Source organism: Microvirga sp. BSC39 (genome assembly GCF_000739015.1).
GTDB lineage: Bacteria > Pseudomonadota > Alphaproteobacteria > Rhizobiales > Beijerinckiaceae > Microvirga.
Genome location: NZ_JPUG01000072.1, coordinates 13195 through 37580, shown reverse-complemented (window position 1 = coordinate 37580; position 24386 = coordinate 13195). Strand labels below are relative to the sequence as shown.

The 24386-nt window shown below is 65.0% G+C and carries 24 protein-coding genes and 1 tRNA gene; 17 read left to right on the top strand and 8 right to left on the bottom strand.

Features of this window, described 5'->3' with window-relative positions; genetic code table 11:
• Positions 1-44: 44 nt before the first annotated feature.
• Entirely contained in the window at positions 45-827 is a 783-nt protein-coding gene (hisN, locus tag MA07_RS30955; RefSeq protein ID WP_036355063.1) for a histidinol-phosphatase, read from the bottom strand.
• Positions 828-921: 94 nt separating this feature from the next.
• Between hisN and MA07_RS19435 the strand changes: the two genes are divergently transcribed.
• On the top strand, positions 922-2202 hold the full coding sequence (locus tag MA07_RS19435; RefSeq protein ID WP_244445296.1) for an MFS transporter: 1281 nt from the start codon (positions 922-924) through the stop codon (positions 2200-2202).
• A 158-nt stretch (positions 2203-2360) separates the two neighbouring features.
• On the opposite strand, the gene MA07_RS19430 is transcribed toward MA07_RS19435, so the two are convergent.
• Positions 2361-3251: an N-formylglutamate amidohydrolase gene (locus tag MA07_RS19430; protein WP_036355057.1), complete on the bottom strand. Its 891-nt coding sequence runs from the start codon at positions 3249-3251 to the stop codon at positions 2361-2363.
• Positions 3252-3429: 178 nt separating this feature from the next.
• Here MA07_RS19430 and MA07_RS19425 point away from each other — a divergent pair, with 178 nt between their 5' ends.
• The 5 genes from MA07_RS19425 to MA07_RS19405 all read left to right on the top strand — a co-directional run bounded on the left by MA07_RS19425 (position 3430) and on the right by MA07_RS19405 (position 5817).
• Positions 3430-3786, top strand: coding sequence for a response regulator (locus MA07_RS19425; RefSeq protein ID WP_036355105.1), 357 nt, complete (start codon positions 3430-3432; stop codon positions 3784-3786).
• Between the two features lie 89 nt (positions 3787-3875).
• A tRNA-Val gene (locus MA07_RS19420) sits at positions 3876-3950 on the top strand.
• Between the two features lie 45 nt (positions 3951-3995).
• A complete protein-coding gene (gene ykgO, locus MA07_RS19415) occupies positions 3996-4121 on the top strand; it encodes a type B 50S ribosomal protein L36 (protein ID WP_009763379.1) in 126 nt (41 codons plus the stop codon).
• Positions 4122-4194: 73 nt separating this feature from the next.
• Positions 4195-4818: a tetratricopeptide repeat protein gene (locus MA07_RS19410; RefSeq protein WP_036355050.1), complete on the top strand. Its 624-nt coding sequence runs from the start codon at positions 4195-4197 to the stop codon at positions 4816-4818.
• Positions 4819-4833: 15 nt separating this feature from the next.
• The gene (locus MA07_RS19405; protein ID WP_052003339.1) at positions 4834-5817 is read left to right on the top strand and encodes an alpha/beta hydrolase; all 984 of its coding nucleotides are present in this window, start codon (positions 4834-4836) and stop codon (positions 5815-5817) included.
• Here MA07_RS19405 and pyk read toward each other — a convergent pair.
• The 3 genes from pyk to MA07_RS19390 all read right to left on the bottom strand — a co-directional run bounded on the left by pyk (position 5808) and on the right by MA07_RS19390 (position 8850).
• The gene (gene pyk, locus MA07_RS19400; protein WP_036355047.1) at positions 5808-7244 is read right to left on the bottom strand and encodes a pyruvate kinase; all 1437 of its coding nucleotides are present in this window, start codon (positions 7242-7244) and stop codon (positions 5808-5810) included. The genes MA07_RS19405 and pyk overlap by 10 nt on opposite strands.
• Complete coding sequence (locus MA07_RS19395; RefSeq protein WP_036355044.1) at positions 7244-7708, bottom strand: DUF1036 domain-containing protein; 465 nt, start codon at positions 7706-7708, stop codon at positions 7244-7246. Before MA07_RS19395 ends, pyk begins: the two co-directional genes overlap by 1 nt.
• Positions 7709-7911: 203 nt before the next feature.
• Entirely contained in the window at positions 7912-8850 is a 939-nt protein-coding gene (locus MA07_RS19390) for a DMT family transporter (RefSeq protein ID WP_036355041.1), read from the bottom strand.
• A gap of 110 nt (positions 8851-8960) precedes the next feature.
• On the opposite strand from MA07_RS19390, the gene MA07_RS19385 reads away from it, so the two are divergent.
• The 3 genes from MA07_RS19385 to MA07_RS19375 all read left to right on the top strand — a co-directional run bounded on the left by MA07_RS19385 (position 8961) and on the right by MA07_RS19375 (position 10430).
• The gene (locus MA07_RS19385) at positions 8961-9809 is read left to right on the top strand and encodes an N-formylglutamate amidohydrolase (protein WP_036355038.1); all 849 of its coding nucleotides are present in this window, start codon (positions 8961-8963) and stop codon (positions 9807-9809) included.
• The gene (locus MA07_RS19380) at positions 9806-10111 is read left to right on the top strand and encodes a DUF1244 domain-containing protein (protein ID WP_036355035.1); all 306 of its coding nucleotides are present in this window, start codon (positions 9806-9808) and stop codon (positions 10109-10111) included. Before MA07_RS19385 ends, MA07_RS19380 begins: the two co-directional genes overlap by 4 nt.
• 61 nt (positions 10112-10172) lie before the next feature.
• The gene (locus tag MA07_RS19375) at positions 10173-10430 is read left to right on the top strand and encodes a DUF2312 domain-containing protein (protein WP_036355032.1); all 258 of its coding nucleotides are present in this window, start codon (positions 10173-10175) and stop codon (positions 10428-10430) included.
• Positions 10431-10490: 60 nt separating this feature from the next.
• On the opposite strand, the gene MA07_RS19370 is transcribed toward MA07_RS19375, so the two are convergent.
• Entirely contained in the window at positions 10491-10976 is a 486-nt protein-coding gene (locus MA07_RS19370) for a thioesterase family protein (RefSeq protein ID WP_244445295.1), read from the bottom strand.
• Between the two features lie 130 nt (positions 10977-11106).
• Here MA07_RS19370 and MA07_RS19365 point away from each other — a divergent pair, with 130 nt between their 5' ends.
• On the top strand, positions 11107-11967 hold the full coding sequence (locus tag MA07_RS19365; protein ID WP_200879401.1) for a DUF1989 domain-containing protein: 861 nt from the start codon (positions 11107-11109) through the stop codon (positions 11965-11967).
• 30 nt (positions 11968-11997) lie between these two features.
• Here the strand turns inward: MA07_RS19365 and MA07_RS19360 are convergent, their stop codons facing one another.
• On the bottom strand, positions 11998-13662 hold the full coding sequence (locus MA07_RS19360; RefSeq protein WP_244445294.1) for a DUF882 domain-containing protein: 1665 nt from the start codon (positions 13660-13662) through the stop codon (positions 11998-12000).
• A gap of 133 nt (positions 13663-13795) precedes the next feature.
• A complete protein-coding gene (locus MA07_RS19355) occupies positions 13796-15577 on the bottom strand; it encodes a L,D-transpeptidase family protein (protein WP_052003337.1) in 1782 nt (593 codons plus the stop codon).
• 616 nt (positions 15578-16193) lie between these two features.
• Here MA07_RS19355 and MA07_RS19350 point away from each other — a divergent pair.
• The 7 genes from MA07_RS19350 (at position 16194) to MA07_RS19320 (ending at position 24329) form a co-directional block, all read left to right on the top strand.
• On the top strand, positions 16194-17972 hold the full coding sequence (locus MA07_RS19350; RefSeq protein ID WP_244445299.1) for a M3 family oligoendopeptidase: 1779 nt from the start codon (positions 16194-16196) through the stop codon (positions 17970-17972).
• 124 nt (positions 17973-18096) lie between these two features.
• Positions 18097-19464 (top strand): AarF/UbiB family protein, encoded by a 1368-nt coding sequence (locus tag MA07_RS19345; protein ID WP_036355026.1) that lies wholly within the window; start codon positions 18097-18099, stop codon positions 19462-19464.
• A 161-nt stretch (positions 19465-19625) separates the two neighbouring features.
• Positions 19626-20840, top strand: a complete 1215-nt coding sequence (locus MA07_RS19340) for a glycosyltransferase (RefSeq protein WP_036355023.1) — start codon at positions 19626-19628, stop codon at positions 20838-20840.
• Between the two features lie 114 nt (positions 20841-20954).
• Entirely contained in the window at positions 20955-21248 is a 294-nt protein-coding gene (locus tag MA07_RS19335; RefSeq protein WP_036355020.1) for an aa3-type cytochrome c oxidase subunit IV, read from the top strand.
• Positions 21249-21320: 72 nt separating this feature from the next.
• Positions 21321-22457 carry a Re/Si-specific NAD(P)(+) transhydrogenase subunit alpha gene (locus tag MA07_RS19330; protein WP_036355017.1) on the top strand — a complete coding sequence of 379 codons (1137 nt, stop codon included), beginning with the start codon at positions 21321-21323 and terminating at the stop codon, positions 22455-22457.
• Positions 22458-22477: 20 nt separating this feature from the next.
• Positions 22478-22924: a proton-translocating transhydrogenase family protein gene (locus MA07_RS19325; protein WP_036355015.1), complete on the top strand. Its 447-nt coding sequence runs from the start codon at positions 22478-22480 to the stop codon at positions 22922-22924.
• A gap of 4 nt (positions 22925-22928) precedes the next feature.
• Entirely contained in the window at positions 22929-24329 is a 1401-nt protein-coding gene (locus MA07_RS19320; protein ID WP_036355011.1) for an NAD(P)(+) transhydrogenase (Re/Si-specific) subunit beta, read from the top strand.
• Positions 24330-24386 lie beyond the last annotated feature (57 nt).

The following is a 24386-nucleotide window of genomic DNA, read 5'->3' as shown; positions in this document are numbered from 1 at the left end:
CAGACGCGGTCCCATTGGCAAAGCGTAACTTGGCCGAGGTTGGATCAGCGGTTGAGGAGCTCGACGGCGGCGGCGTGGACCCGGCGGTCGCCCGCAGCGACGATGCGCCCGCCCTCGGCGGCGGACCCCCCGTCCCAGGCAGTGACGATGCCGCCGGCGCCCTCGATGATCGGGATCAGGGCCGCGATGTCGTAAGGCTTTAGCCCCGACTCGACCACGAGGTCGATGTGGCCGGCGGCCAACATGCAATAGGCATAGCAATCGCAGCCGTAGCGGGCGAGGCGCGCGACGCTCTCCACCCGGTCGTAGGCGCGCAGCTCGTCGCCGGCGAAGATGCGTGGGCTGGTGGTGGAGATCACAGCATCTTTCAGCGAGGCGCAGCGGCGGACTTTGAGCTTGCGCTCGCCGCCGGGGCCGCGATAGGTCGCGCTGCCGGTGTCGCCGAAGAAGCGCTCGCCCGTGAAGGGCTGGTGCATCATGCCGAAGACCGGCTGCTTCCGGTGGGTGAGGCCGATCAGCGTGCCCCAGGTAGGAAGGCCCGCGATGAAGGCGCGGGTGCCGTCGATGGGGTCGAGAACCCAGACGTAATCCGCATCAGCCTGCTCGGCGCCGAATTCCTCGCCGATGATGCCGTGGGTGGGAAAGCTGCGCTTGATGAGGTGGCGCATGGTCGCCTCGCCGGCCCGGTCGGCCTCCGTGACCGGATCGAAGGCGCCGCCGCGGGACTTGTCTTCCGTGGCGATGGCGGTGCGGAAGAAGGGGAGGATCGCCTGGCCTGACTGGGTCGCGAGCTCGTTGACGAAATGCGTGAAGTCGATGAGCGCCATGGCGTCCCAATCCCCTGAAAGAATAATGCGGGCGCCCTTGGCCCGCTTGCGGTGAGCTTTTATCAAGCGCCTGTCGCGCGGCAAGAGAGCAGCAGTGAATAAGGATCAAGATCTCATGGATTCCGCGCCCAAGCCCGTCCCGACCCGCTCCGAGACGGCCCTGTTCCTGATCGCGGCGCTGGTGGCGATCTATGCGGTCAGCCAGTTCCTGCGCAACTCCATCGGGGTCATCGCCAACGACCTCGCCCGGGAACTCGATCTCTCGGCCACCCAGACGGGACTTCTCTCCAGCGCGTTCTTCTTCTCGTTCGCGGCCGTCCAGATCCCCATCGGCATCCTGATCGACCGCTACGGCCCCAAGCGCACCATGCTGGCGACGGCCGTGCTGACCGTTCTCGGCACTGTTCTCTTCGCGCTCGCCCCCTCGGCTTCCCTCCTCATCGCCGCCCGGGTGCTGATGGGGCTCGGCTGCTCCACCTTCTTCATGGCCCCGCTGGTGATCTATGCGCGGCGCTTCTCCCCGGAGCGCTTCGCCGGGCTCACCAGCCTGCAGATGGGCTTGGCCAATGTCGGCACCCTGGCGGCCACGGCTCCCCTGGCCGCCTCGGCGGCGGCTTTCGGCTGGCGAGCTTCGTTCCTGGCCGTTGCCGTCCTGACGGTTGCCATCGTCCTCCTGATCGTCTTCCTCGTGCCGAGAGATTCAGCGACGGACAGGCCGAAGGAGACCTGGGGCGCCGCGTTCCGGGGCGTGATGGCTGCCCTGAAGGTGCCCTCCTTCTGGCCCGTCTTCTTCATGCACTTGGCCACGTACGGGTGCTTCGTCTCCGTCATCGGCCTCTGGGCCGGGCCCTGGCTGTCGGATGTGCATGGGGCGGATCTCGCCACCAGAGGGAATGTCCTTCTCCTGGGCGCATCGGCGCAGATCGGCGGCATGCTGCTGTGGGGGGCGATGGATCGGTTCTGGGGGAGCTACAAGAAGCCGGTTCTCATCGGCAGCACCGTGACGATCCTGCTTCTCGCCGTTCTGGTGTTCGTGCCCCTGCCTCAGCCCTGGGCCACGCTCTGGTTCGTGCCCTTCGGCCTCTTCGTCGCCTACACGCCCATTCTCACCAGCCACGGCAAGTCGCTGTTCCCATCTGTCCTAACGGGGCGGGGCATCACGTTGATGAACATCGGTACGATGGGCGGGGCCTTTCTGTCCCAGAGCGTCACCGGCATGCTCATCGATCTGGTGGGGCGCTCGGAGCAGGGCCTCTATCGGCCTGAGGGCTACCGCCTCGTCTTCGGGGCTTTGGCGACAGCCCTTCTGCTCAGCCTGATCTTTTATGTCAGAGCCATCGATCCGCATCCAAGCAGATATGCAACGAAGTCATAACTCGGAGCGAAATTTTAGTTGCAATTTGTGCGGTGCGGCGTAATTATTGCAGTGCGATATGGCGATGGCGTCGCCTTATTGCATGCCCTTCTTGGGCGTTTCCTCCCTAAACTTCGGGCCGCTGGCAACAGTGGCCTTTTTCTTTTTCCCGGCCCCGCTTACTCCGCCGCGATGGGCCGGGTTGTCAGCTCACCTGCAATATCTGCGATCACCTGGGCGAAAGCCTGGGTCAGGTCGTCTGCCAGCACCGGGAAAGCGGGTTTCTTCGCCATGCTGCGCTCGTCCATATAGAGCGCGCGATTGATCTCGATCTGCAGGGCATGCCGCCCAAGGGCAGGCTCGCCGTAGTGCTCGGTAATGAAGCCGCCCGCATAGGGCTTGTTCCGCACCACCGTATAGCCGCGTCCTCTGAGGGCTGCCTCGACGAGATCGATCAGCAGGGTGGCGCAACTCGTCCCGTAGCGGTCCCCCAGCACGATATCGGCTTTGACTCCATCCTCCCGGCTGACGCTGGAGGAGGGCATGGAATGGCAGTCGATGAGGATGGCATGGCCGAAGAGCTGCGACGTGCGCCGCACCAGATGCCGCAGGGTGCGGTGATAGGGCTTGTAGAGCCATTCGATCCGGTGGAGGGCCTCGTCCACCGGCAGGCGCGAGCGGTAGATCTCCTGCCCGTCGGCCACGATGCGCGGGATGGTCCCCAAGCCTCCGGCCACCCGCATGGAGCGGGTATTGGCGAAGGATGGCAGACGCCCGTCGAACATGCGGGAATCGAGTTCGTAGGGCTCCCGGTTCAGGTCGAGAAAGGCTCTGGGAAAATGCGCCGTCATCAGGGGAGCGCCGAGCCCCATCACGGATGCGAGCAGTTCGTCCACGAAAGCGTCCTCTGAACGCCTCAGGGCAACGGCGTCGAGCCGGGAGGCCGCCAGGAAGGAGGCCGGGTAGATGGCGCCTGCATGCGGAACGTTGAAGACGAAGGGAATCGTCTGCATGGCAGGTTCGGTGACGGTGAAGGGAGGGTCGAACTCATCGACAATGGCTGGCCGCATCAGGAAATGAACTTGACTATGGTGGAAGAAAAGCCGGTCTTCAGGCTAGTGTAAGGCAGCGCGGTCGCCTGTCCATGACAATATCGTATCGGAACCGCGGCCTTCTTTCACGGCTTGTTTACTCCCGATCCGGCATGAAGGTCTGAACCCATTCGCCATGATTCGGGGCTGGCAACCGATGAAGATCCTTCTCGCCGAAGACGACAACGACATGCGCCGCTTCCTCGTGAAGGCGCTGGAGAACGCAGGCTACGACGTAGCCTCGTTCGACAACGGCCTTTCCGCCTATAACCGGCTGCGTGAGGAACCGTTCGAACTGCTGCTGACGGACATCGTCATGCCAGAGATGGACGGCATCGAGCTGGCCCGCAAGGCCACCGAGCTCGATCCGGACATCAAGGTGATGTTCATCACGGGCTTCGCCGCCGTCGCGCTCAATCCGGACTCCCAGGCTCCTCGCGATGCGAAGGTCCTGTCGAAGCCGTTCCACCTGCGCGACCTGGTGACCGAGGTTGATAAAATGATGGCGGCCTAAAAAAGGCCCGCCATCAGGCTTGCGCCCGCGCCTGCTTGTGGGTATATCGCCCCCACAGCCGAGACGGGACCTCAAAATCACCGTTTCCCGGGCGCGTAGCTCAGCGGGAGAGCACTACGTTGACATCGTAGGGGTCGCTGGTTCGATCCCAGCCGCGCCCACCATTTTTCTTTTTTCCGGCCTTCCCGAGGGGCCGCAGGAGACCGGATATGAAGATCCGTAACTCGTTGAAGTCGATCCGCGGCCGTCACCGCGACAACCAGCTGGTTCGTCGCAAGGGCCGGGTCTACATCATCAACAAGACCCAGAAGCGCTACAAGGCTCGTCAGGGCTAAGTTGGCGGGTGCGGCGATGCCGCACACGATTTTCTGAATTGACCGCGCATGCCGGGACCCTAAAATTCCCGGCATGCGCTTTTTCGCGTCTGCCCTGATCCTCTCCCTGAGCCTCTTGTCCCACCCCGTCGGTGCGCAGGAGCCCGCGCGTCCAAAGGACGGCCCAAGGGACGCCCCGAAGGACCAAGCCCAGCCGGCCAAGCCCAATCCGCCGAGGACATCCAGCCTCGACGAGCTGTTCGGGCGCCTCGGCAAGGCCCAGAGCGAGCGGGAGGCCAAAGGAATTGCCGCCCTGATCGAGCGGCGCTTTTCCCGCTCCGGCTCCGACACCGCCGATCTCCTGCTGAGCCGGGCTGCCGAAGCGTTCGGCAAGAAGGACTTTCCGCTCTCCATCGAGCTGATCGACCGCGTCCTGGCGCTCCAGCCCAACTGGGCGGAAGCCTGGTACAAGCGGGCCACGGTGTTCTACCAGCTCGACGACCCGGTGGGCGCCATGGCGGATCTTCATCGGGCGCTGAAGATCGAACCCCGGCACTTCAACGCCTGGACGGGCCTGGGCCATATCCTGATGGCCTCCGACGACAAGGCGCGGGCGCTGCAAGCCTACCGGAAGGTGCTCGAAATCAATCCGCAGATGGACGACGTCAAAACCATCGTGACGCGGTTGGCCCCAGAGGTTGACGGCCAGGATCTCTGATCCCAGGTTGCGGGGATGACCCTGCTCCTCGTCCTGGCTGCACCTTTCCTTCTTCTGATCCTGGGTACCGCGTTCACCTACCTCTATGCCTGGCGCATCGAGAGGCGCTTTCCGCCGACTGGCCAGTTCCTGGACGTCGGGGGCTGCAGGATCCATTACCGGGAGGCGGGCCCCCACGGTGCCCCGTCCCGAGGAACCATCGTCCTCCTGCACGGCGCCTCCTCGAACCTCGTCGAGTCCATGGTGGGCATGGGAACGGTGCTCTCGCGACGCTATCGGGTGATCGCCATCGACCGCCCCGGCCATGGCTGGAGCGAGCGGAAAGCCGGCCTCGGCGAGGCCGAACCCGCCCGCCAGGCGGAGCTCGTCGCCGGCGCCCTGCGCCAGCTCGGTGTCCGCAACGCAGTGATCGTGGGGCATTCCTGGTCCGGAACCATCGTGCCGCATTTCGGCCTGGACCATACCGACGTGGCCGGAGCGATCGTCGTACTCTCCGGCATCACGACCCCTTGGCCCGGCGGCTATATCGGCTGGTACCGCCGGCTCATCGAATCCTGGGCGAGCTGGCTCTGGTTCCGCACGTTGGCCGTGCCGATCCTGCTCGTGCTCCGGCCCCTGATGAAGAAAAAGACGTTCTGGCCGCAACAGCCGCCCAAAGGCATCGTGACCAAGGGTTTCATTCCGCTGGCCTTCCGCCCGAGAGCCTACGAGGTCAACATGCAGGACTTCGCCGTCATGTACGACGGGGTTCTCAGGCAGAGCGGGCGCTATAGGGACATCCGCCTGCCCACGCTGGTGATTGCCGGCGATGAGGACGAGATCGTCTGGACGGACCTGCACAGCCGCTGCTTCGCCCGCGAGGTGCCGGGCGCGGAACTGATCCTGATGCCTGGTATCGGCCACATGCCGCAATATGCCGATCAGGAAACGGTGCTATCCGCCATCGAGGCCCTGGCCGAGCGGGTTGCTCCGACCAGGGCGGAAGTGGATCACGCCTGAGCGGCGTGCTCCTGGTTCACGAAAGCGATGCGCACCATGTTGGTGGCGCCCGGCGTGCCGAAGGGCATGCCGGCCACGATGATCACCCGTTCACCCACATGCGAGAAACCTTCGCGCACGGCGAACTTGCAGGCGCGGAACGCCATGTCGTCGATGTCGTTCGCATCCTTCGTGCGGATCGAATGCACGCCCCATACAAGTGCGAGACGACGGGCGGTGTCGATGCTGGGAGTCAGCGCAATGACCGTGGAGTTCGGCCGCTCGCGGGCGATGCGGAAGGCCGTCGAGCCCGAGAAGGTCCAGGCGGCCACGGTCTTCAGGTTGAGGGTGTCGGCGATCTGGTGCGAGGCCGCCGCGATGGCGTCCGATCCTGTCGCCTCCGGCTCGGCATTGAGCGTGCGCATGATCGACCAGTAGTTCTGGTCCTGCTCCACCTCTTCCGCAATGCGGCTCATGGTGGACACCGCATCGATCGGGTACTGGCCCGAGGCGCTCTCGGCCGAGAGCATCACCGCGTCGGCCCCGTCATAGACGGCGGTCGCCACGTCGGAGACCTCGGCGCGGGTGGGCACCGGGGAGGTGATCATGGATTCCAGCATCTGGGTCGCCACCACGACGGGCTTGCCGTAACGGCGCGCCGTGCGGACGATGCGCTTCTGGATGCCCGGCACCTTTTCCAGCGGCATCTCGACGCCGAGGTCGCCGCGGGCAACCATCACGGCGTCGGAAATCTCGATGATCTCGTCGAGGCGGGAGATCGCCTGCGGCTTCTCGAGCTTCGACATCACGAGAGCCCGGCCGCGAGCCACCTTCTTCACCTCGGCCACGTCCTCGGGGCGCTGGACGAAGGAGAGCGCGATCCAGTCCACGCCGGCATCGAGCGCCGCTTCGAGATCCGAGCGGTCCTTCTCGGTCATGGCGGCGACCGGGATCGTGGTGTCGGGCAGGCTCACGCCCTTGCGGTTGGAAATCTTGCCGGCGACCTCCACCGAGGTGGTCGCGGAACCCTTCTTCACGCTCTTCACGCGCAGCCGCAGCTTGCCGTCGTCGATCAGAACCGTATGGCCGGGCTCGAGCGAGGAGAGGATCTCCGGATGGGGCAGGTGCACGCGATCGGCGGTGCCGGGGGTCTTGTCCGCGTCGAGCGTGAAGGATTGTCCCGGCACCAGCATGGCGCCGTCGCCTTCGAATGCGCCGACGCGCAGCTTCGGTCCCTGCAGATCCGCCAGGATGGCGATGGGCCGCCTGAACTTGGCCTCGACGGCGCGGATCATGGCAACCCGCTCCTTCAGCTTCTCGCGCGGCAGGTGGCTCATGTTCAGGCGGAACACATCGGCTCCCGCCTCGAACAGCTTCTCGATCATCTCCGAATTCTCGGAGGCCGGGCCTAAGGTTGCGAGGATCTTCGTGCGGCGTGCGCGTCTCATTATGGCTGCCCCCCTGGGCGGTTTGTTTCGGTGAGCTGAATGGTCCAGCTCTTCTGTTCTCCGGTGTCGACTTCGAAGAAGCCGCTGCGATCAAAGCCCCTGGCGAGGCAATCCTCCGTGCCGCGAATCGTGAATTCGCGCTCCCGCGTACACATGAAGGAGCGCCCGCTCCATTCGCCGCCACGGTCGTAATCGATGGCGTAGACGTAATAGAAGCGCCCGGCGAGCTGGCCCTTCAGCAGGGTTTCGCAGCCACGGGCGGTGAGATTCCACCAGCCCTCCGTCACCCACCCTTGCGCGTCCCGGTAGCCGAGCGCGATGCCGACCCGGCTCGAGGTCATGTTGCACAGGCGCAGGTCCGCCTTCGCGGGTGACGCGGCGAGCACGCACCCGCTCACGACGAAGGCCGCGAGTGCAAGGCTTCGCCGCCGGAAAGCAGGCGTTGTGAGGGTGAAGGCCTTCATGGATATGGTTTGGTCGAATCGAAAGGAATGAAATCGCACAATGGGTCAAGAACTTTGGCGAATCGTTGTCGGCCAGATGAGCCCCAGGAGCAAGACCTTCGAGCCGGCGGGTTGAAGAATTTGCCGCCTGCATGGCCTCTGCGACACAGGCACCCGGCATTCAGGCGGGTGTTGCTCCCCGTTCGGAGAGGGGCGGTGCTGGGCTAACTGGCCTGCGCTTCGGGTTTCGGACGTGCCACCCAGATGCCGAACAGGATCAGTGCACCGCCCAAGGCCTGGATCGGCGTCAGCGCCTCGCCCAGCACGGCCCAGCCGAACACGGCCGCCGCAATCGCCTCGAGGAAAATCACCAGGGACGAGAAGGTCGCCGGCAGGCGCCCGAGAGCGATGGCGAGCAGTCCCTGGCCGCCCGCATGGCTGACATAGGACATGGCCAGCAGCGCCGCGATGCCTTGGCCCGTCTGCGGGATCACCCGCGTGTCGAACAGAACCGCGATGACGAACAGGATGGCGGAGGTGATGAGCCCCGCCTCGAACGTCACCCGCGCGGCGCCCGCCGTCTTGCGCGCGCGGCTGGCGGCCAGGAAATACATCCCGAAGAAGAACGCCGTGGCGACCCCGTAGAGATCGCCTTCGATCCGGGCCGGGTCCGCCTGCAGGCTCTGACCGATCAGGGCGGCTCCGCCCAGCAGGCAAAGCCCGAGGCCTAGGAAGGTGCCCCGCGACACCTGCTGCCTGAAGATCAGCCAGACCGTCAGCACGACGAAGAGCGGCGCCATGGTGGCAAAGAACGTGGCATTCGCCACGGTGGTCTTGAGAATCGCCAGGTGCCAGAAGAAGAGATCGCCCGCAAAGACGATGCCGCCCAGGATGCTGGCCTTGGAGAAACGAACCGTCGGCGCACCGGTTGGCGCGCGCCGCTCCTCAATGCGCATCCAGACATAGAGCAGGGGCAGGCAGAGCGAGACGCGCCAGAAGGCGCTGGCGAAGGGGCCGACATCGGCCGGGGTTCCGCCCATGTCGGCGGAGGCGAAGCGGACGAAGATCGGGGAAATGCCCATGGCCACGGCCCCCAAGCAGAGGGCGGCAAAAGCGGAGGCGAAGCCCGGCTCGAGGCGGGCCGTGGTGGATGTCGGGGACATGTGGAACGTGAAAGTCTGTTGCGCGGAAGGTCGCGTTGTCAGGGTTGGAGGGGCAGGGTAAGGCTTTTCCTCCGCCGTTCAATCATCGTTCGTGAAAATCCACCCTCGCCATGTCTGTTTCCGCTGCGCTCAGGCTCGAAGAACCATCCCTTGAGCCCCATCCGGTCGAGACCATTCCTGGTTCCGTCGAATCGGGGATCCTGATCCTGTGCGACCACGCCTCCAATGCAGTGCCGCCGGATTTAGGCGATCTCGGCCTGCCGGAATCCGAGTTTCAGCGCCACATCGCCTATGACATCGGGGCGGCTGCCGTCACCCGCTCGCTCGCCCGACGCCTCGGCGCTCCGGCGATCCTCACCCGGTTCTCGCGGCTGATCATCGACCCGAACCGGGGCAGGGACGACCCGACGCTCGTGATGCGCCTCTCCGACGGTGCGGTGGTGCCGGGCAATGCCCGCCTAGACGAGGCGGAGGTGCAGCAGCGCATCGCCCGGTTCTACGATCCTTACGATCACGCGATCTCGGACGCGATCCATAAGGCCATGGCGGCCGGCCATCCTCCAGTCGTCGTGACGGTCCACAGCTTCACCCCCGTCTGGCGCGGCTGGCCCCGGCCCTGGCATGTGGGGATCCTCTGGGATGCGGACGACCGCTTCGCCAAGCCGCTCCTGGAGGGGCTGCAGGCGGAGGACGGACTCGTCGTCGGCGACAACGAGCCCTATGATGGGGCGCTCGCGGGCGACACCATCGACCGCCATGCGACGGTGCGCGGCCTGGCCAATGCTCTCATCGAGATCCGGCAGGACCTGATCGCCTCCGACGAGGGCGCCGAGGACTGGGCCGAGCGCTTCGCGCGGCTGCTCGAGCCACTGGCGAGCCGGCCGGAGCTTCGGGCGCCCCGGATCTTCGGCACCCGCACCCGTGACCGCCTGCGCCAGCATGGAGGAGCAAGCCAATGAAGGACATCGACGACAGGACCCGCACGGAACTGGAGGCGGCCGCCTTCCGCAGGCTGGTCGAGCACCTGCGCGAGCGCACGGACGTCCAAAACATCGACCTCATGAATCTGGCGGGCTTCTGCCGCAACTGCCTGTCCAACTGGTTGAAAGATGCCGCCGACGAGCGGGGCGTCACCCTCTCCAAGGAGGACAGCCGGACCCGAGTCTACGGCATGCCCTATGAGGAGTGGAAGCAGCGCCACCAGGGTGAGGCCAGCCCGACGCAACTCGCAGATTTTGAGAAATCGAAGCCGGGGCATTAAAACGGCTTCAACCAAATGACCATAACAGTGGCACCAACGCCATCAATCAGGGGCTTCATTCATGGATGACGCAGCTTTCAACACCGAATCCGTCGCCGCCGACCAGCTGAAGGCCTTCATCGAGCGCATTGAGCGCCTCGAGGAGGAAAAGGCCGGCATCGCGGGCGACATCAAGGACGTCTACGCCGAGGCCAAGGGCAACGGATTCGACACCAAGGTCCTGCGCAAGATCATCTCCCTGCGCAAGCGCGACTACGCCGAGCGCCAGGAAGAGGAGGCGATCCTCGAGCTCTACATGCAGGCGCTTGGGATGGCGTAGAGCGGGTCTAAGCGTTTTGAGACATTCGAAGGCCCTGCAGCACAATCTGCCGGGCCTTTGTCATTCCTGAGGCGCGTCTGCCAGACGCAGGGACTGCAGGACTTCGACCGTCGCAGGCGGCAGCGGCGTCGAGCGGCGGGTCTCCTTGTCCACTATGACGATGGTCGCCTCTGTCGTGGCAACGAGGCGCCCTTCATTGAAAATGCCCTGAGCCAGGGTGAACGAGCTGCGCCCGACCCTCACCACGCCTGTGCCGATATCAACGCTGCCGGGCCAGAAGAGCTCGGCCCGAAAATCGATCTGCAGCCGGGCGATGACGAAGCTCCGCCCCTCCGTGGCGAGCGGCCTCGCCGGATCGTACATGAAGGCGACCCGCCCCACTTCCGAGAAGGTGGCGAAGACCGCATTGTTCACGTGCCCCTGCCGGTCGAGATCCGCATAGCGGATGTCGGTGGAGGTGCGGCTTGGATAGGCCTCCAGCGGGCGCAGGGCGTTCAGGTCGTTCATCGTCCGGTCCTTGTCATGGGGCCATAGAATACGAAACATCCTGTGGCTCAAGAGAGGGGTCTCTCATTGAAGCCTTTTCGTCCTCGATGATCTGCCATGCAGCCCGTGACCTCGCCCCGGGCGATCCGGTTCTCTATAGATTCGAGGAGAATCGACACGGGAGGAATGCATGAAGCGCGCGCCACACGAAGTGACGGAGCCTCAGGACGCCGAAGCGCGCCGGAAGATCCGGCCGGTCATCTGCTATCCCGTCGACACCCTGCCGCGGCCCGACCTCGCCGCCTATCAGGCCGCCCGCGATGGTTGGGAGAAGGTGGACGAGGTCGTGGTGCCGCCCCGCGAGGCGCGCTGCTTCCGGGTGCCGGCGGGCTCGTTCTTTCGGATCGTCAGCATCGAGGGGCCGCAGGTGGGCGACCTCAATCTCTGGTCGGCGGGCGACGTCAACGAGCGCTTCTTCTCCGGCAAGACGCGGGCGCTGCACGGCACGCATCTCTCGACCGGCGACCAGCTCTGGTCGTGCCTGCCTTACCTGCGCGCCATGGCGACGATCACCCACGACACCCTGGACTGGTACGGTTTCGACGAGTTCGGAGGCTCCGTGCATGACGTGATCGGCACGCGCTGCGACCCCTACACGCACAAGCTCCTCTCAGGCAACGAGTACCACCATTGCTGCCACTCGAACCTGACCCGTGCCCTGAGCGAGCGCTTGGGCAAGCCGAAGCAGGAGGTGGAGCCTGCCGTGCACGACGTGCTCAACGTCTTCATGTGCACGGGCTTCACCCGCGACACCGGCCAGTACTTCATGAAGGCGAGCCCGGTGCGGCCGGGCGATTATCTCGAGTTCTTCGCTGAGATCGATCTCTTAGGGGCGCTCTCCGCCTGCCCGGGCGGGGATTGCAGCGCGGAGCATTCGAGCGACGCGGCCGTCTGCCATCCGCTGCTGGTGGAAGTCTATCGTCCGAAGGCCCCGCCTGCCGGGTGGGCCTCGCCAGCCCGCAACGGCTACAGCCGCAGGCACGAGGACTGAAACGAAAAAGGGCCCCAGCGGGGCCCTTTCTTATTGCACGACCTTCAGTGGCTTGACGGCCGGTCCCGTGAACCGGTTCGTCGTCAGATCGGCCACCGGCTTCTTTGAGAACCCCATGTGCAGGCTGGGCTCCGCCGCCATGAGGGCCGTGAGCGCCGTGGCAGGCGGCTCTTTCGCTGCAGTTGCCGAAGCCTTGGTTGGAGCATCAGGCTGGACCTTGATCGGCTTGGTGTCCTTGGACGTCGAGCCGGTCGTGGCGACCGGGATATCCACTGGAGCCGCCGCGGCAACCTGGATTGGCCGCAGATCCGGGCGCGGCGGGGGCAGGGGAGCCGCAGCGGTGGTGATTGCCGCACTCGTCGTGCCGCGCAGGTCAGCCAGAACCGGAATCGGGTTCGTGGCCGAAAGCGAGCCCGGACGGGCCGGGGGAAGCGGCGCATAGGCCAGGGCGACGGCGCCGCCGAGAGCCTCGACGCCCGTCTCATCCGAGTCGGGTCGCCGGGGCGGCATCGGCGCGAAGGCCATGCCCTTGGCGATGGACATCTCCGAGGCGCCGGGGCCCTGCTGCCAGGCCAGGGACGGGCCGGACGCGGTCTGGACCGTGCTCGGCGCTCCGTTGATTCGGGTCGGAGGCAGCGGGGGTGGCGCAGGCGGTGTCAGGTCCTCGCGCAGGGCGGGTGCCATGGAGGCTACGACTGTCGGGGCAGGCGGTTCGGGCCGCGGCTGGACCGCCACGGGCGCGCGGCGTGCCGCCGGTGCCGGATTTCCGTAGGATTGCAGGGCCGCATAGACCGACGAGTTGGAATCGCTCGCATAATTGTCCGCCTGCGACGGCTGCTGGCGGGAGGCGATGAGCGCCCGGCCCGGCCGCGAGGCGACGCGGATCTCCTCCGCATCCTCGTCCTCGTCGTCGCCACCACCGAACAGGGTGGCCCAGAAGCTCTTGCGGCGCGGCTGGGTCGCGACGGCTTCCTCCGCATCCGCGTAAGCCGTGTAGCCGGCCACCGTGCCGCCCTTGGCCAGCACTTCAGCGCGGGCCTCCTCATAACCGGGCATGGGTCCGCCGTCGGCTGGGATATGAACGGTCTTCCCGTCGGGGAAGATGCTGGCGAGTTGGGACCGGGTCATGCGCGGCCAGGCGCGCACGCTGCCCACATCAAGGTGGATGAAGGGCGTATAGGCGTTGGGATAATAGCCGACGCCGCCGTTCTGGAGCCGCATGCCGATGGCCCGCACGCGGGAGGCGGACACGTCGGGCAGGTAGAAGTCCATCGCCTTGCCCTGCATGTGCTGGCTGTTCTTCGCCACTGCGCTGGAGCGCCGCCGGAGCATGGAATTGGTCTGGGGCGAGCGGTAGGCCGAGTTCACGTGAACGGGTGCATCGGATCCCGCTTCCCGATAGACCTCCCACACTGTGTCGAACAGGCGCGGGTCCATGCGGGTCGACTCGGCGCGCCGCCAGTCGCGCAGGAACCAGTTGAGCTGCTGCAGGGCGGCCGAATCGTACTGCCCGTTGCGCCGGAAGGTGACGGTGAGGGTTTCCTTGGTGTTGTTATGGTAAAAGGTCAGTGTGCGGGTATCGCCGTTGGCCACGGCATCCTGCGTGCCGCGCACTCCGCTCACCATGACGGCCAGAAAGGCCGCAAGACCAATGCCGACGCGAGACGCGAGGCGGTCCTTACGCAATACTCTCACTGTGATACTCGTCTTTACCGGGTGGCATCCGTGGATGCAGCGATCCTTATAGTGAAAGGATCTTTGCCGAAGACGGTTACGTTCCCGTTAAGTGAGAGAAGGAAAGGCGCCGAAAAACGGCTCTAAGACGGGATCATTCTGACAGGTTCAGGGCAGCCCGGACCTTGCGGTCGAGGCCATAGATATCCTCGAAACGCCTCAACTCGCCCTTCTCGTCGACCGAGAGGGTGAAGTAGGTCAGATGCACCGGCAGGGGATCCGTGAGGTGCACGTAGCGCTCGCCCTTGCCGATAAGGCCCCGCAGCTTCTGCTCGGTCCACTTGCCGTCCCGGCCCATGATCTCTTCTGCGAGCTCGAAGGGCTTGTCGACGCGCACGCAGCCATGGCTGAAGGCACGCTTGCTGGCGGAGAAGAGGTTGCGGTTCGGCGTGTCGTGCAGATAGACCGCATGCTGGTTGGGGAACATGAACTTCACGTAGCCCAGCGCATTGCGCTCGCCCGGAGGCTGCTGCACCGAGATCTGATTGCCTTTGCGGATGACCTTGTAGCCCTTGCGCGCCGCATAGCTCGGGTCGTTGGCAAGTGCCGGCAGAATCTCCTTCTTCATGATGGACGGTGGGATCGTCCAGGACGGGTTCACCACCAGATACTTCATGTTCTCGGAGAAGATCGGCGTCTGCGACTGCTCCTTGCCGACGATCACGCGGGTCTCGTGGACCACGTTGCGGCCTTCCTTCAGACGCAGACGGTATTCGGGCACGTTCACGGCGATGTGCCGGTCGCCCAGGTCCGCCGGCAGCCAGCGCCAGCGCTCCATGTTGGCGATGATCTCGGATTCGCGCTGCGCGACGGACGGGCCGGAGAGCGCCGCCACCGTCTGGGCGTTGAGCACGCCCGTATCCGGCAAACCTCGTTCCTTCTGGAAGGCCGCCACCGCGGAGGCCACGCGCTCGTCGTAGACGGTCTGGTTGTCGGAATCCTTGGCCAGATTAAACCGCGCGCGGATCAGGGGCACGCGCGGATCCTTCATGCCCACCCGCAGGATCGGCCCCATGGGAAGGCGCACGCTGGGCTGGGAGGGATGGTTTTCACGCAGCTGCACCAGCCGCTCCCGCAAGGCCCTATAGCCCGCATGCGGCGGATTGTAGGCCGCCAGCGCCGCGCCGGCATCTTTCGCCGAGGCAACCTTGCTCAGCACCTCGCCGATCTCCGGCATCGCGAGCTTCGGCGTCACGAGGGGCGAGAGGCGCGCAAGATCGATGCGGGCGCCTCGGGCATCGCGGGCATAGCGGATCACGAACAGGGAGAGCTTCACATCGGCCCTGGCCCATTGCGCAAGGGGCGCATCTCTGCGCAGTCCCGCATCTCGCGGGACGTAGTCGGTGGGATCGAGACCGTCCTCGTCCGCAGCCTTCAGGCGCTCCATGGCGGCCTGGGCGGCCCGTGTCCAGGCCCCGTCCTGCGACCATACCAGCGGGCGCTCGGCCTGTGCGTAATAGGCGGCCAGAGCCTCGCGATCCCTGGTGCCCACGCGCAGTTCGCGCATGGCCGCATCGTCGGCGAACAGGCCCTCCACCGCCATGCGGACGATATCGGTCTGCATGAGGGCCGTGACGGGAGCTGCGTCAGGCAAGGGAATCTCGATGGCGGGAGCAGCCTTCAGATCCGCAGCTTCGATGGAAACGGGCGCCGGCTCGGTCAGCGGGATCGCCGGAGAAGCGATGTCCTTCGGTGCAGAAGCATCCTGGATTGCGACATCGTGAAAGGATGGCTGCGTCGGGCTTTCAGCAATGGCCGGCTCGACCCGATCGGATTGTTGGCTGATGGCGATGTCGTCCGCCGAAGCGACGAGAGGCAGGAGAGAAACCGACCCGATGAGACCAAGCCAAATGGCAGTCTTGCGCAACCCACGCATGACCATGCTCCTCGTCGCAATGAAGGTGGAGGACTAAGGAATCCTCCATCAAATGAATTTCGTCAGTGTGCGGGCACACGTCTGTTACGCTTAACGCGCAAAACGTCATGCGGCTTCATCGTCTAGGCCAAGTTATTTCAATTTTCTGTAAAGAGTTGCCCGGACGGGATGCCGGTCCGCTGCGGGATGGCAGGCGTATGTCCTTGAAATCAAAGGCGTGCAGAGCCAGTTGTGCGCGCCTCCGGATTGGCGGGCATCCGCCTTTCGCCGGAAAGGTTAATCATCAGTAAAGCGTGTGGAGCGGGTCTTGAGCTGCCCTTGTCTCCGGCTATGCCCAAGACTTATGGGCAAGCGCCTGAACCGGTGGGATGTCGATGCGTCCTTGCTGAATACGCAATGCGATTGTTGGAGATTCGGCCGGGCAAGAAGGCTCAACCAGGGGCCGCTTCCGCGATTTGTGACCGTCCGGCACGGGTTGATACGGATAGGCCGGCGGCCAATATGTGTGCAGTACCTCTGACCCTCGATCTCCGACAGGCCTTCGCCCGTGACCTCTCAGACAACGTCCTCCCTGCATCACCCCTTGTCCTCCGGCGCGGCTCAGACCGAACTCGGCATGCTGCCCGAATGGAACCTGTCCCACCTCTATCCCGGCATGGACAGCGAGGAGTTCAAGCGCGATCTCGCCAAGGCGGAGGCCGAGTGCAAGGCCTTTGCTGCGGACCATCGCGGCAAGCTCGATGCCATGGCACGGGGCGAGGGCGCCTCTCAGGCCCTGAGCGAGGTCGTCAAGCGCTATGAGGCCCTGGAGGATCTCCTCGGGCGCATCATGTCGTATGCGGGTCTCGTCTATTCCGGCGACACCACTGATCCGGTCCGGGCCAAGTTCTACGGCGACACGCAGGAGCGCCTCACCGCCGCGTCGACCGAACTGCTCTTCTTCTCGCTCGAGCTTAACCGTATCGAGGACGGGATTCTCGACAGGGCCATGGGCGAGGAGCCGCTCCGGCATTACAGGCCATGGATCGAGGACCTGCGCAAGGACAAGCCCTTCCAGCTCGACGACCGGATCGAGCAGCTCTTCCACGAGAAGTCCGTCACCGGACGCTCGGCCTGGAACCGCCTGTTCGACGAGACCATGGCTTCCTTACGCTTCAATGTGCGCGGCGAGGAGCTGCCCATCGAGCCGACGCTCAACAAGCTGCAGGACGCGGACGAGAGCTTGCGCAAAGACGCCTCCGACGCGCTGGCCAAAACCTTCAAGGCCAATCTTCGCACCTTCACGCTCATCACCAACACGCTGGCCAAGGACAAGGAAATCTCCGATCGCTGGCGCGGCTTCGAGGATGTGGCCGATTCCCGCCACTTGGCGAACCGGGTCGAGCGCGAGGTGGTGGAGGCCATGGTGTCCGCCGTGCGCGAGGCCTATCCGCGCCTGTCACACCGCTACTATGCCCTGAAGGCCCGGTGGTTCGGCAAGGACAAGCTCGACCATTGGGACCGCAATGCGCCCCTGCCGAAGGTCGAGCAGCGCACCATTTCCTGGAACGAGGCGCGGGACACGGTGCTGTCCGCCTATTCCGCCTTCTCGCCGCGCATGGCCGACATCGCGCGCCGCTTCTTCGACGAGGGCTGGATCGACGCCCCTACGCGTCCCGGCAAGGCGCCGGGCGCCTTTGCCCACCCGACGGTGCCGTCCGCCCACCCCTACGTGCTCCTGAACTATCAGGGCAAGCCGCGGGATGTGATGACGCTGGCCCACGAGCTCGGCCATGGGGTGCATCAGGTCATGGCCGGGCCCAACGGCGCCCTCATGGCCCCAACGCCCCTGACGCTGGCCGAGACGGCCTCCGTCTTCGGCGAGATGCTCACCTTCCGCCGCCTCCTCGACCAGACCACCAACCCGGTGCAGCGCAAGGCGATGCTGGCCGCCAAGGTTGAGGACATGATCAACACGGTGGTGCGCCAGATCGCCTTCTACGCCTTCGAGCGCAAGGTCCATCTGGAGCGCCGCAACGGTGAGCTGACGGCGGACAAGCTCTGCGAGCTCTGGATGTCCGTGCAGGACGAGAGCTTAGGCCCGGCGATCCGCCTCGGTCCGGGCTACGAGAGCTATTGGACCTACATTCCGCACTTCATCCACTCGCCGTTCTACGTCTATGCCTATGCCTTCGGCGATTGCCTGGTGAACTCGCTCTACGGCGTCTACGAGCGCTCCAACGAGGGCTTCGTGGACCGCTACTTCGCGCTCCTCTCGGCCGGCGGCACCAAGCATTATTCCGAGCTTCTTGCCCCCTTCGGCCTCGATGCGAGCGATCCGTCCTTCTGGCAGATCGGCCTGTCGATGATCGAGCGGCTGATCGGCGAGCTCGAGGCGATGGAGCAGGGCGCCTGACAATGAGCTCCTGATGTCGGGCCGAATGAGCCGTCAGGGTGCTTGCTGTGGCGCAACGTCGAGGCAGTCTGCATGGGGCAGACCGCCGATAGCCGCACTTTTATATTCGGGAAGAACCTGATCCATGGCCGACCATGACAACGAAGCGAACCGCTTCTCCGCGCGCGCTGCCCGCTATGCCAGAGTCGGTGCCAATATGGGCGGAGTCGCAGCCCGCATGGCGGGGTCGCGCCTGTTCGGAGGCGAGGATCGCGATGCCTCCAACGCGGCGGTGCTGGCGCAAGCCCTTGGCGGCCTGAAAGGGCCGATCATGAAGGTGGCGCAGTTGCTCGCCACCATCCCCGACCTCATCCCGCCGGAATACGCCGCCGAGCTGCAGAAGCTCCAGAGCGAGGCGCCGCCCATGGGTGCGGCCTTCGTGAAAAGGCGGATGCAGGCGGAGCTTGGCGCGCAATGGCAGAGCCGGTTCGGCTCCTTCGAGCTCAACCCCTCGGCCGCCGCCTCCCTCGGCCAGGTGCACCGGGCGACCACGAAGGACGGCGAGGCGCTCGCCTGCAAGCTCCAGTATCCGGACATGCAATCGGCCGTCGAGGCGGATCTGAGCCAGCTCGAATGGGTTTTCGCCCTCCATCGGCGCATGGACCCGGCCATCGATACCCGCGAGATCGCCAAGGAGATCGGCGAGCGGGTGCGCGAGGAGCTCGACTATGAGCGCGAGGCCAAGCACGCGGCGCTCTATGCCCAGACCCTGTCCGATATAGGCGAGGTCCGGGTGCCGCGGGTCCATCCGAAGCTGTCCACCAAGCGGCTCCTGTCCCTCGAGTGGCTCGAGGGCGACAAGATCCTCGGCTTCACCGAGGCGCCGGTCGAGATCCGCAACCGGCTGGCGGTGGCCATGTTCAAGGCCTGGTGGCACCCCTTCAGCCATGCGGCCGTGATCCATGGCGACCCGCATCTCGGCAACTACACGGTCTTCTCGGAGGACGGGGAAGCGAGGGGCATCAACCTCCTCGACTATGGCTGCATCCGCATCTTCCACCCGCGCTTCGTGGGCGGCGTGGTCGATCTCTACCGGGGCCTTCAGACCGACGACCGCGCCCGGATCGTCCACGCCTACGAGACCTGGGGCTTCAAGAGCCTGTCGAACGAGCTGATCGACATCCTCAACATCTGGGCCCGCTTCATCTATGCCCCGCTCCTCGACGACCGGGTTCGCACCGTGGCCGATGGGGTCAAGCCCGGAGAGTACGGCCGCCGGCAGGCCTTCGAGGTGCACAAGGCCCTGAAGGAGAAGGGACCTGTGACGGTGCCGCGCGAGTTCGTGTTCATGGACCGGGCGGCCGTCGGCCTGGGCGCCGTCTTCCTGCACCTCAAGGCCGAGCTGAACTATCACCACCTGTTCGAGAACGAGATCGAGCGGTTCTCCCTGGAAAAGCTGGAGCAGAGGCAGGGGGAGGTCCTGGCAGCTTCCGGTTTACCAAAACCCATGTGATGAAGTTGCATCTTGCGCCGTTCGGCTTTAGGGCATGACGTTAGGTAAGAGCATTTTCAGGCGAAGTGGATTCCGGTTCGCCGTGGAAAATGCGACCAGACAAGAACACTCGAAGCCTTTTGCGAGCCCCAGGGCTCGCAAAAGGCTTGAGGGGGCAGCCGATGAAGATCGCTTTCGTTCACCAGAATTTTCCGGGTCAGTTCCTGCGCCTGGCCGGGTCCTTCGCCGAGGGGCATGAGGTCGTGGGATTGGGGATGGTCAAGCAATGCTCCATTCCCGGCGTGAAGTACTTCTCCTACGAGGCCGTGCCGGGGCCTGAGGATGCGCCCTATCAGAACCGCTATTCTCCCGTGATTCCGCGCCTGCGCCGAGCCTACGGCGTCGCGCACAGGGCCAAGGCGCTTGCTAGCCAAGGCTTCGAACCGGACGTGGTCGTGGTCAACACGGGCTGGGGCGAGAACCTGTTCCTGAAGGATATCTGGCCGAAGGCCCGCCACGTGGCTTACTTCGAGTATTATTACCACGCCAAGGGGCAGGACCTCGACTTCGATCCCGAGTTTCCGGTCACCAACGAGGAGGTGATCTGGCGCCTGCGGCTCAAGAACTCCATGCAGCTCGGCGCCCTGGATGCCGCCGACCTGGCGGTGGCTCCGACCCGGTACCAGCGCGACACCTTCCCGGAATATCTGCGCGACCGGCTCGCCATCATTCATGACGGCATCGACACCAAGCGCCTCGTCCCGGACCGGAACGTCCGGATCAGGCTCGGCCAGGACGGACCGCCGCTCACCCGCCAGAAACCTGTTGTGACCTATGTCACCCGCAACATCGAGCCGATGCGGGGCGCCCATGTGGTCTTCAAGAGCCTTCCGTACCTCCTGGACATCGACCCCGAGCTTCGGGTGGTGATCATCGGCGGGAAGGGCACCAGCTATTCGGGTTCCGCCCCAGGCGGGCAGTCATGGTTCGATGTGTTCAAGTCCAGGATCGAGCGGCCGGTGGACTGGTCCCGGGTCCATTTCGTCGGGAACCTGCCCTACGACCAGTTCGTGAAAGTGCTGCAGGTCTCCTCGGCTCATGTCTACATGACCTATCCCTTCGTGCTGTCCTGGTCGTCCATCGAATCCATGGCGCTCGAGTGCCGGATCGTGGCCTCCGACACGGAGCCGGTGCGCGAGATCATTCAGGATGGGGTCAACGGCCGTCTCTTCCCCTTCTTCGACGAAAAGGCCCTGGCCGAGCGCGTGCGCGAAACCTTGGCCGAGAAGGACAAGTCCGCCGCCATGGCCGCAGAGGCCCGGCGAATCGCCGTTGCGAAATACGATTACGAAACGGTGTGCCTGCCCCAATGGCGCGAATTCCTGGGGATCCAATAATTCCACGAAACATTGATAAAGTTTTCGCCGGGAGCCATTGGAAAGATTGCGGCTCCTCACCGCATGCGTTAAACGCAGCAATTAACACGTGACGCTCAAACAGGGCTTTGAATCATGGCCGATACAAAACATGCGCCGCATGGGGGCTATAGTCCGGATATGGACGGCCGCGCTCATGAAGCGACCTACAACGGATTCATTCAGTTTGCTGAAATCGCGACAGCTGTCGTCATCTGCCACGTCCTCGCGCTGGCCGTCGGCGGCATCAAGCACGCTTGGCTGACGGCGATCTTCGGCGTCGTCCTCTCTCTGGCCGCTGGCGGGCTTGGGGCCATGGCTCCCTCCATTGGAGTGCGGGCTCCCGCAGCGGTCGGCGTTCTTCTCCTCCTGGCGCTCGTCTTCTACTGAGCAGCGGGAGTTTCCACCATACGAGACAAGAGCTTGATCTCAAGCCATTGAACAGATCGCAGGGGGGCTAAAATGCGGATTGCCGTTCTCTCCGAAACCGATGGAGCGGAGACCCGTGTTTCCGCCACCCCTGAGACGGTCAAGAAGTACAAGACGCTCGGCGCGGACGTTGTCGTCCAGGCAGGCGCCGGCGCCAAGGCCGGCATCCCCGATGCCGATTTCGAGACCGCAGGCGCCTCGGTGGCGGCGAATGCAACCGACGCCCTCAAGGATGCCGACGTCATTCTGAAGGTCCGCCGCCCTGCCGAGGGTGAGTTGTCCGGTGCCAAGCCCGGCGCCCTCGTCATCGCCATCATGGATCCCTACGGCCAGGACGAGGCCCTCAAAGCCCTTGCGGACGCCAAGGTCTCGGCCTTCTCCATGGAGCTGATGCCCCGCATCACTCGTGCGCAGGTGATGGACGTGCTGTCCTCCCAGGCCAATCTCGCCGGTTATCGCGCCGTCGTCGACGCCACCGCCGAATACGGCCGTGCGATCCCCATGATGATGACCGCGGCCGGCACCGTGCCGGCTGCCCGCATCTTCATCATGGGCGCAGGCGTCGCGGGCCTCCAGGCCGTCGCCACCGCCCGCCGCCTCGGCGCGGTGGTCACCGCCACGGACGTGCGCCCCGCCGCCAAAGAACAGGTGGAGAGCCTGGGCGCCAAGTTCATCGCGGTCGAGGACGAGGAGTTCAAGCAGGCCGAGACCGCCGGCGGCTATGCCAAGGAGATGTCGGCCGAGTACCGGGCCAAGCAGGCCGAGCTGGTCGCCTCCCACATCGCTAAGCAGGATATCGTGATCACCACGGCCCTGATCCCCGGCCGCCCGGCCCCGAAGCTCATCACCCGGGCCATGGTCGAGTCCATGAAGCCGGGCTCCGTGATCGTCGACCTGGCGGTGGAGCGCGGCGGCAATGTCGAGCTGGCTCAGGCCGGAGAGATTGTGGACCATAACGGCGTGAAGATCGTGGGCCACCTCAACGTCCCCGGGCGCCTCGCCGCCACGGCCTCCAGCCTCTACGCGAAGAACCTCTACGCCTTCGTCGAGACGCTGGTGAACAAGGACACCAAGGAACTGGCCGTGAAATGGGACGACGAGCTGGTCAAGGCCACCTGCCTGACCCGCGACGGCGCCATCGTTCACACCGCCTTCCAGCCGACCGCTTAAACCGTCCAGGGGAGGACATCATGGCACTCACGCCCGAACAGGCTGTCGAGCAGGCCCGAGCGGCGGCCGAGGCCGCCCGCCGCGCTGCTGAATCGGCCCAGAGCATCGCCGACCAGCTGGCCGACACGGCAGGCCATGCCGCAGCAGTTGTCACCCACGGGGCGGTGGACCCCACGGTGTTTCGCCTGGCCATCTTCGTGCTGGCGATCTTCGTCGGCTATTACGTGGTCTGGCAGGTGACCCCGGCGCTGCACACGCCGCTCATGTCGGTCACCAACGCCATCTCGTCGGTCATCGTGGTGGGTGCCGTCCTGGCGGTGGGCGTCAACGTGGCCCCCAGCCTCGGCGAGGGCCCGATCTGGGCCCGGGCGCTCGGCTTCATCGGCCTCATCCTGGCAAGCATCAACATCTTCGGCGGCTTCCTGGTGACCCAGCGCATGCTTGCCATGTACCGCAAGAAGGGATGAGGCGATGTCGGCCAATCTAGCCTCGATCCTCTACCTCGTCTCGGGCGTCCTGTTCATCCTGGCCCTGCGGGGCCTGTCGCACCCCACCACCTCCCGGCAGGGCAACCTCTACGGCATGGTGGGCATGGGGATCGCCATCCTCACCACCCTGTTCGTGTCGCCCCCGAGCGGCTTCGGCGGCTGGGCGCTGGTGATCCTAGGGTTGGCTATCGGTGGCGGCATCGGCGCGGTGATCGCCCGGCGCGTGCCCATGACGGCCATGCCCCAGCTCGTTGCCGCCTTCCACTCCCTGGTGGGTCTGGCCGCCGTGCTCGTGGCGGCGGGTGCGCTCTATGCCCCGCAGGCCTTCGGCATCGGTGCGGAGGGCACCATCCACGGCGGCTCGCTGTTCGAGATGGCGCTCGGTGTCGCCATCGGCGCCATCACCTTCACCGGCTCCATCATCGCGTTCTTGAAGCTTGACGGCCGCATGTCGGGCAAGCCGATCATGCTGCCGAGCCGCCATCTCATCAACATCGGCCTCGGCCTGCTACTGCTGGTGCTGCTGGTCGCCTTCATCCGCACCGAGAGCCACGCGGCCTTCTGGCTGATCGTGCTGGTGTCCTTCGTGCTCGGCGTCACGCTCATCATCCCCATCGGCGGCGCCGACATGCCGGTGGTGGTGTCGATGCTCAACTCCTATTCGGGCTGGGCGGCGGCGGGCATCGGCTTCACCCTCGGCAACCTTGCGCTCATCATCACCGGCGCGCTGGTGGGCTCCTCGGGTGCAATCCTGTCCTACATTATGTGCAAGGGCATGAACCGCTCCTTCATCTCGGTGATCCTCGGCGGCTTCGGCGGCGAGACCGCAGGGGCTGCGGCCGGCGGCGCGGTCGAGACCCGGCCGGTGAAGCAGGGATCGGCGGACGATGCGGCCTTTATCATGAAGAACGCTGCCAAGGTCATCATCGTGCCGGGCTACGGCATGGCGGTGGCCCAGGCGCAGCATGCCCTGCGCGAGATGGCCGATGAGCTGAAGGCCGAGGGCGTCGAGGTGAAGTACGCCATTCACCCGGTGGCGGGCCGCATGCCCGGCCACATGAACGTGCTGCTCGCGGAGGCCAACGTGCCTTACGACGAGGTGTTCGAACTCGAGGACATCAACGGCGAGTTTGCGCAAGCAGATGTCGCCTTCGTCATCGGCGCCAACGACGTGACCAACCCGGCCGCCAAGACCGACCCGGCCTCGCCGATCTTCGGCATGCCGATCCTCGACGTGGAGCGGGCCAAGACCGTGCTGTTCATCAAGCGCGGCATGGGTTCCGGCTATGCGGGCGTGGAAAACGAGCTGTTCTTCCGCGACAACACCATGATGCTCTTCGGCGATGCCAAGAAGGTGGTCGACGAGATCCTCAAGAACCTCTGATCCTGCGGTCAGTTGAATGCTCAATGCCCGGCCTTCGTGCCGGGCGTTTTGTTTGAG

Excerpts from the sequence above, each read along its gene's own strand:
- MA07_RS19405 (WP_052003339.1), top strand. The coding sequence starts at position 4,834 with ATGACCCTGCTCCTCGTCCTGGCTGCACCTTTCCTTCTTCTGATCCTG.
- MA07_RS19390 (WP_036355041.1), bottom strand. The coding sequence starts at position 8,850 with ATGTCCCCGACATCCACCACGGCCCGCCTCGAGCCGGGCTTCGCCTCC.
- MA07_RS19340 (WP_036355023.1), top strand. The coding sequence starts at position 19,626 with ATGAAGATCGCTTTCGTTCACCAGAATTTTCCGGGTCAGTTCCTGCGC.
- MA07_RS19375 (WP_036355032.1), top strand. The coding sequence starts at position 10,173 with ATGGATGACGCAGCTTTCAACACCGAATCCGTCGCCGCCGACCAGCTG.
- MA07_RS19380 (WP_036355035.1), top strand. The coding sequence starts at position 9,806 with ATGAAGGACATCGACGACAGGACCCGCACGGAACTGGAGGCGGCCGCC.
- MA07_RS19355 (WP_052003337.1), bottom strand. The coding sequence starts at position 15,577 with ATGCGTGGGTTGCGCAAGACTGCCATTTGGCTTGGTCTCATCGGGTCG.
- MA07_RS19365 (WP_200879401.1), top strand. The coding sequence starts at position 11,107 with ATGAAGCGCGCGCCACACGAAGTGACGGAGCCTCAGGACGCCGAAGCG.
- MA07_RS19370 (WP_244445295.1), bottom strand. The coding sequence starts at position 10,976 with ATGTTTCGTATTCTATGGCCCCATGACAAGGACCGGACGATGAACGAC.
- pyk (WP_036355047.1), bottom strand. The coding sequence starts at position 7,244 with ATGAGACGCGCACGCCGCACGAAGATCCTCGCAACCTTAGGCCCGGCC.
- MA07_RS19330 (WP_036355017.1), top strand. The coding sequence starts at position 21,321 with ATGCGGATTGCCGTTCTCTCCGAAACCGATGGAGCGGAGACCCGTGTT.
- MA07_RS19325 (WP_036355015.1), top strand. The coding sequence starts at position 22,478 with ATGGCACTCACGCCCGAACAGGCTGTCGAGCAGGCCCGAGCGGCGGCC.
- MA07_RS19350 (WP_244445299.1), top strand. The coding sequence starts at position 16,194 with ATGCTGCCCGAATGGAACCTGTCCCACCTCTATCCCGGCATGGACAGC.
- ykgO (WP_009763379.1), top strand. The coding sequence starts at position 3,996 with ATGAAGATCCGTAACTCGTTGAAGTCGATCCGCGGCCGTCACCGCGAC.
- MA07_RS19410 (WP_036355050.1), top strand. The coding sequence starts at position 4,195 with ATGCGCTTTTTCGCGTCTGCCCTGATCCTCTCCCTGAGCCTCTTGTCC.
- MA07_RS19385 (WP_036355038.1), top strand. The coding sequence starts at position 8,961 with ATGTCTGTTTCCGCTGCGCTCAGGCTCGAAGAACCATCCCTTGAGCCC.
- MA07_RS19395 (WP_036355044.1), bottom strand. The coding sequence starts at position 7,708 with ATGAAGGCCTTCACCCTCACAACGCCTGCTTTCCGGCGGCGAAGCCTT.
- MA07_RS19430 (WP_036355057.1), bottom strand. The coding sequence starts at position 3,251 with ATGCGGCCAGCCATTGTCGATGAGTTCGACCCTCCCTTCACCGTCACC.
- MA07_RS19345 (WP_036355026.1), top strand. The coding sequence starts at position 18,097 with ATGGCCGACCATGACAACGAAGCGAACCGCTTCTCCGCGCGCGCTGCC.
- MA07_RS19320 (WP_036355011.1), top strand. The coding sequence starts at position 22,929 with ATGTCGGCCAATCTAGCCTCGATCCTCTACCTCGTCTCGGGCGTCCTG.
- MA07_RS19335 (WP_036355020.1), top strand. The coding sequence starts at position 20,955 with ATGGCCGATACAAAACATGCGCCGCATGGGGGCTATAGTCCGGATATG.
- hisN (WP_036355063.1), bottom strand. The coding sequence starts at position 827 with ATGGCGCTCATCGACTTCACGCATTTCGTCAACGAGCTCGCGACCCAG.
- MA07_RS19425 (WP_036355105.1), top strand. The coding sequence starts at position 3,430 with ATGAAGATCCTTCTCGCCGAAGACGACAACGACATGCGCCGCTTCCTC.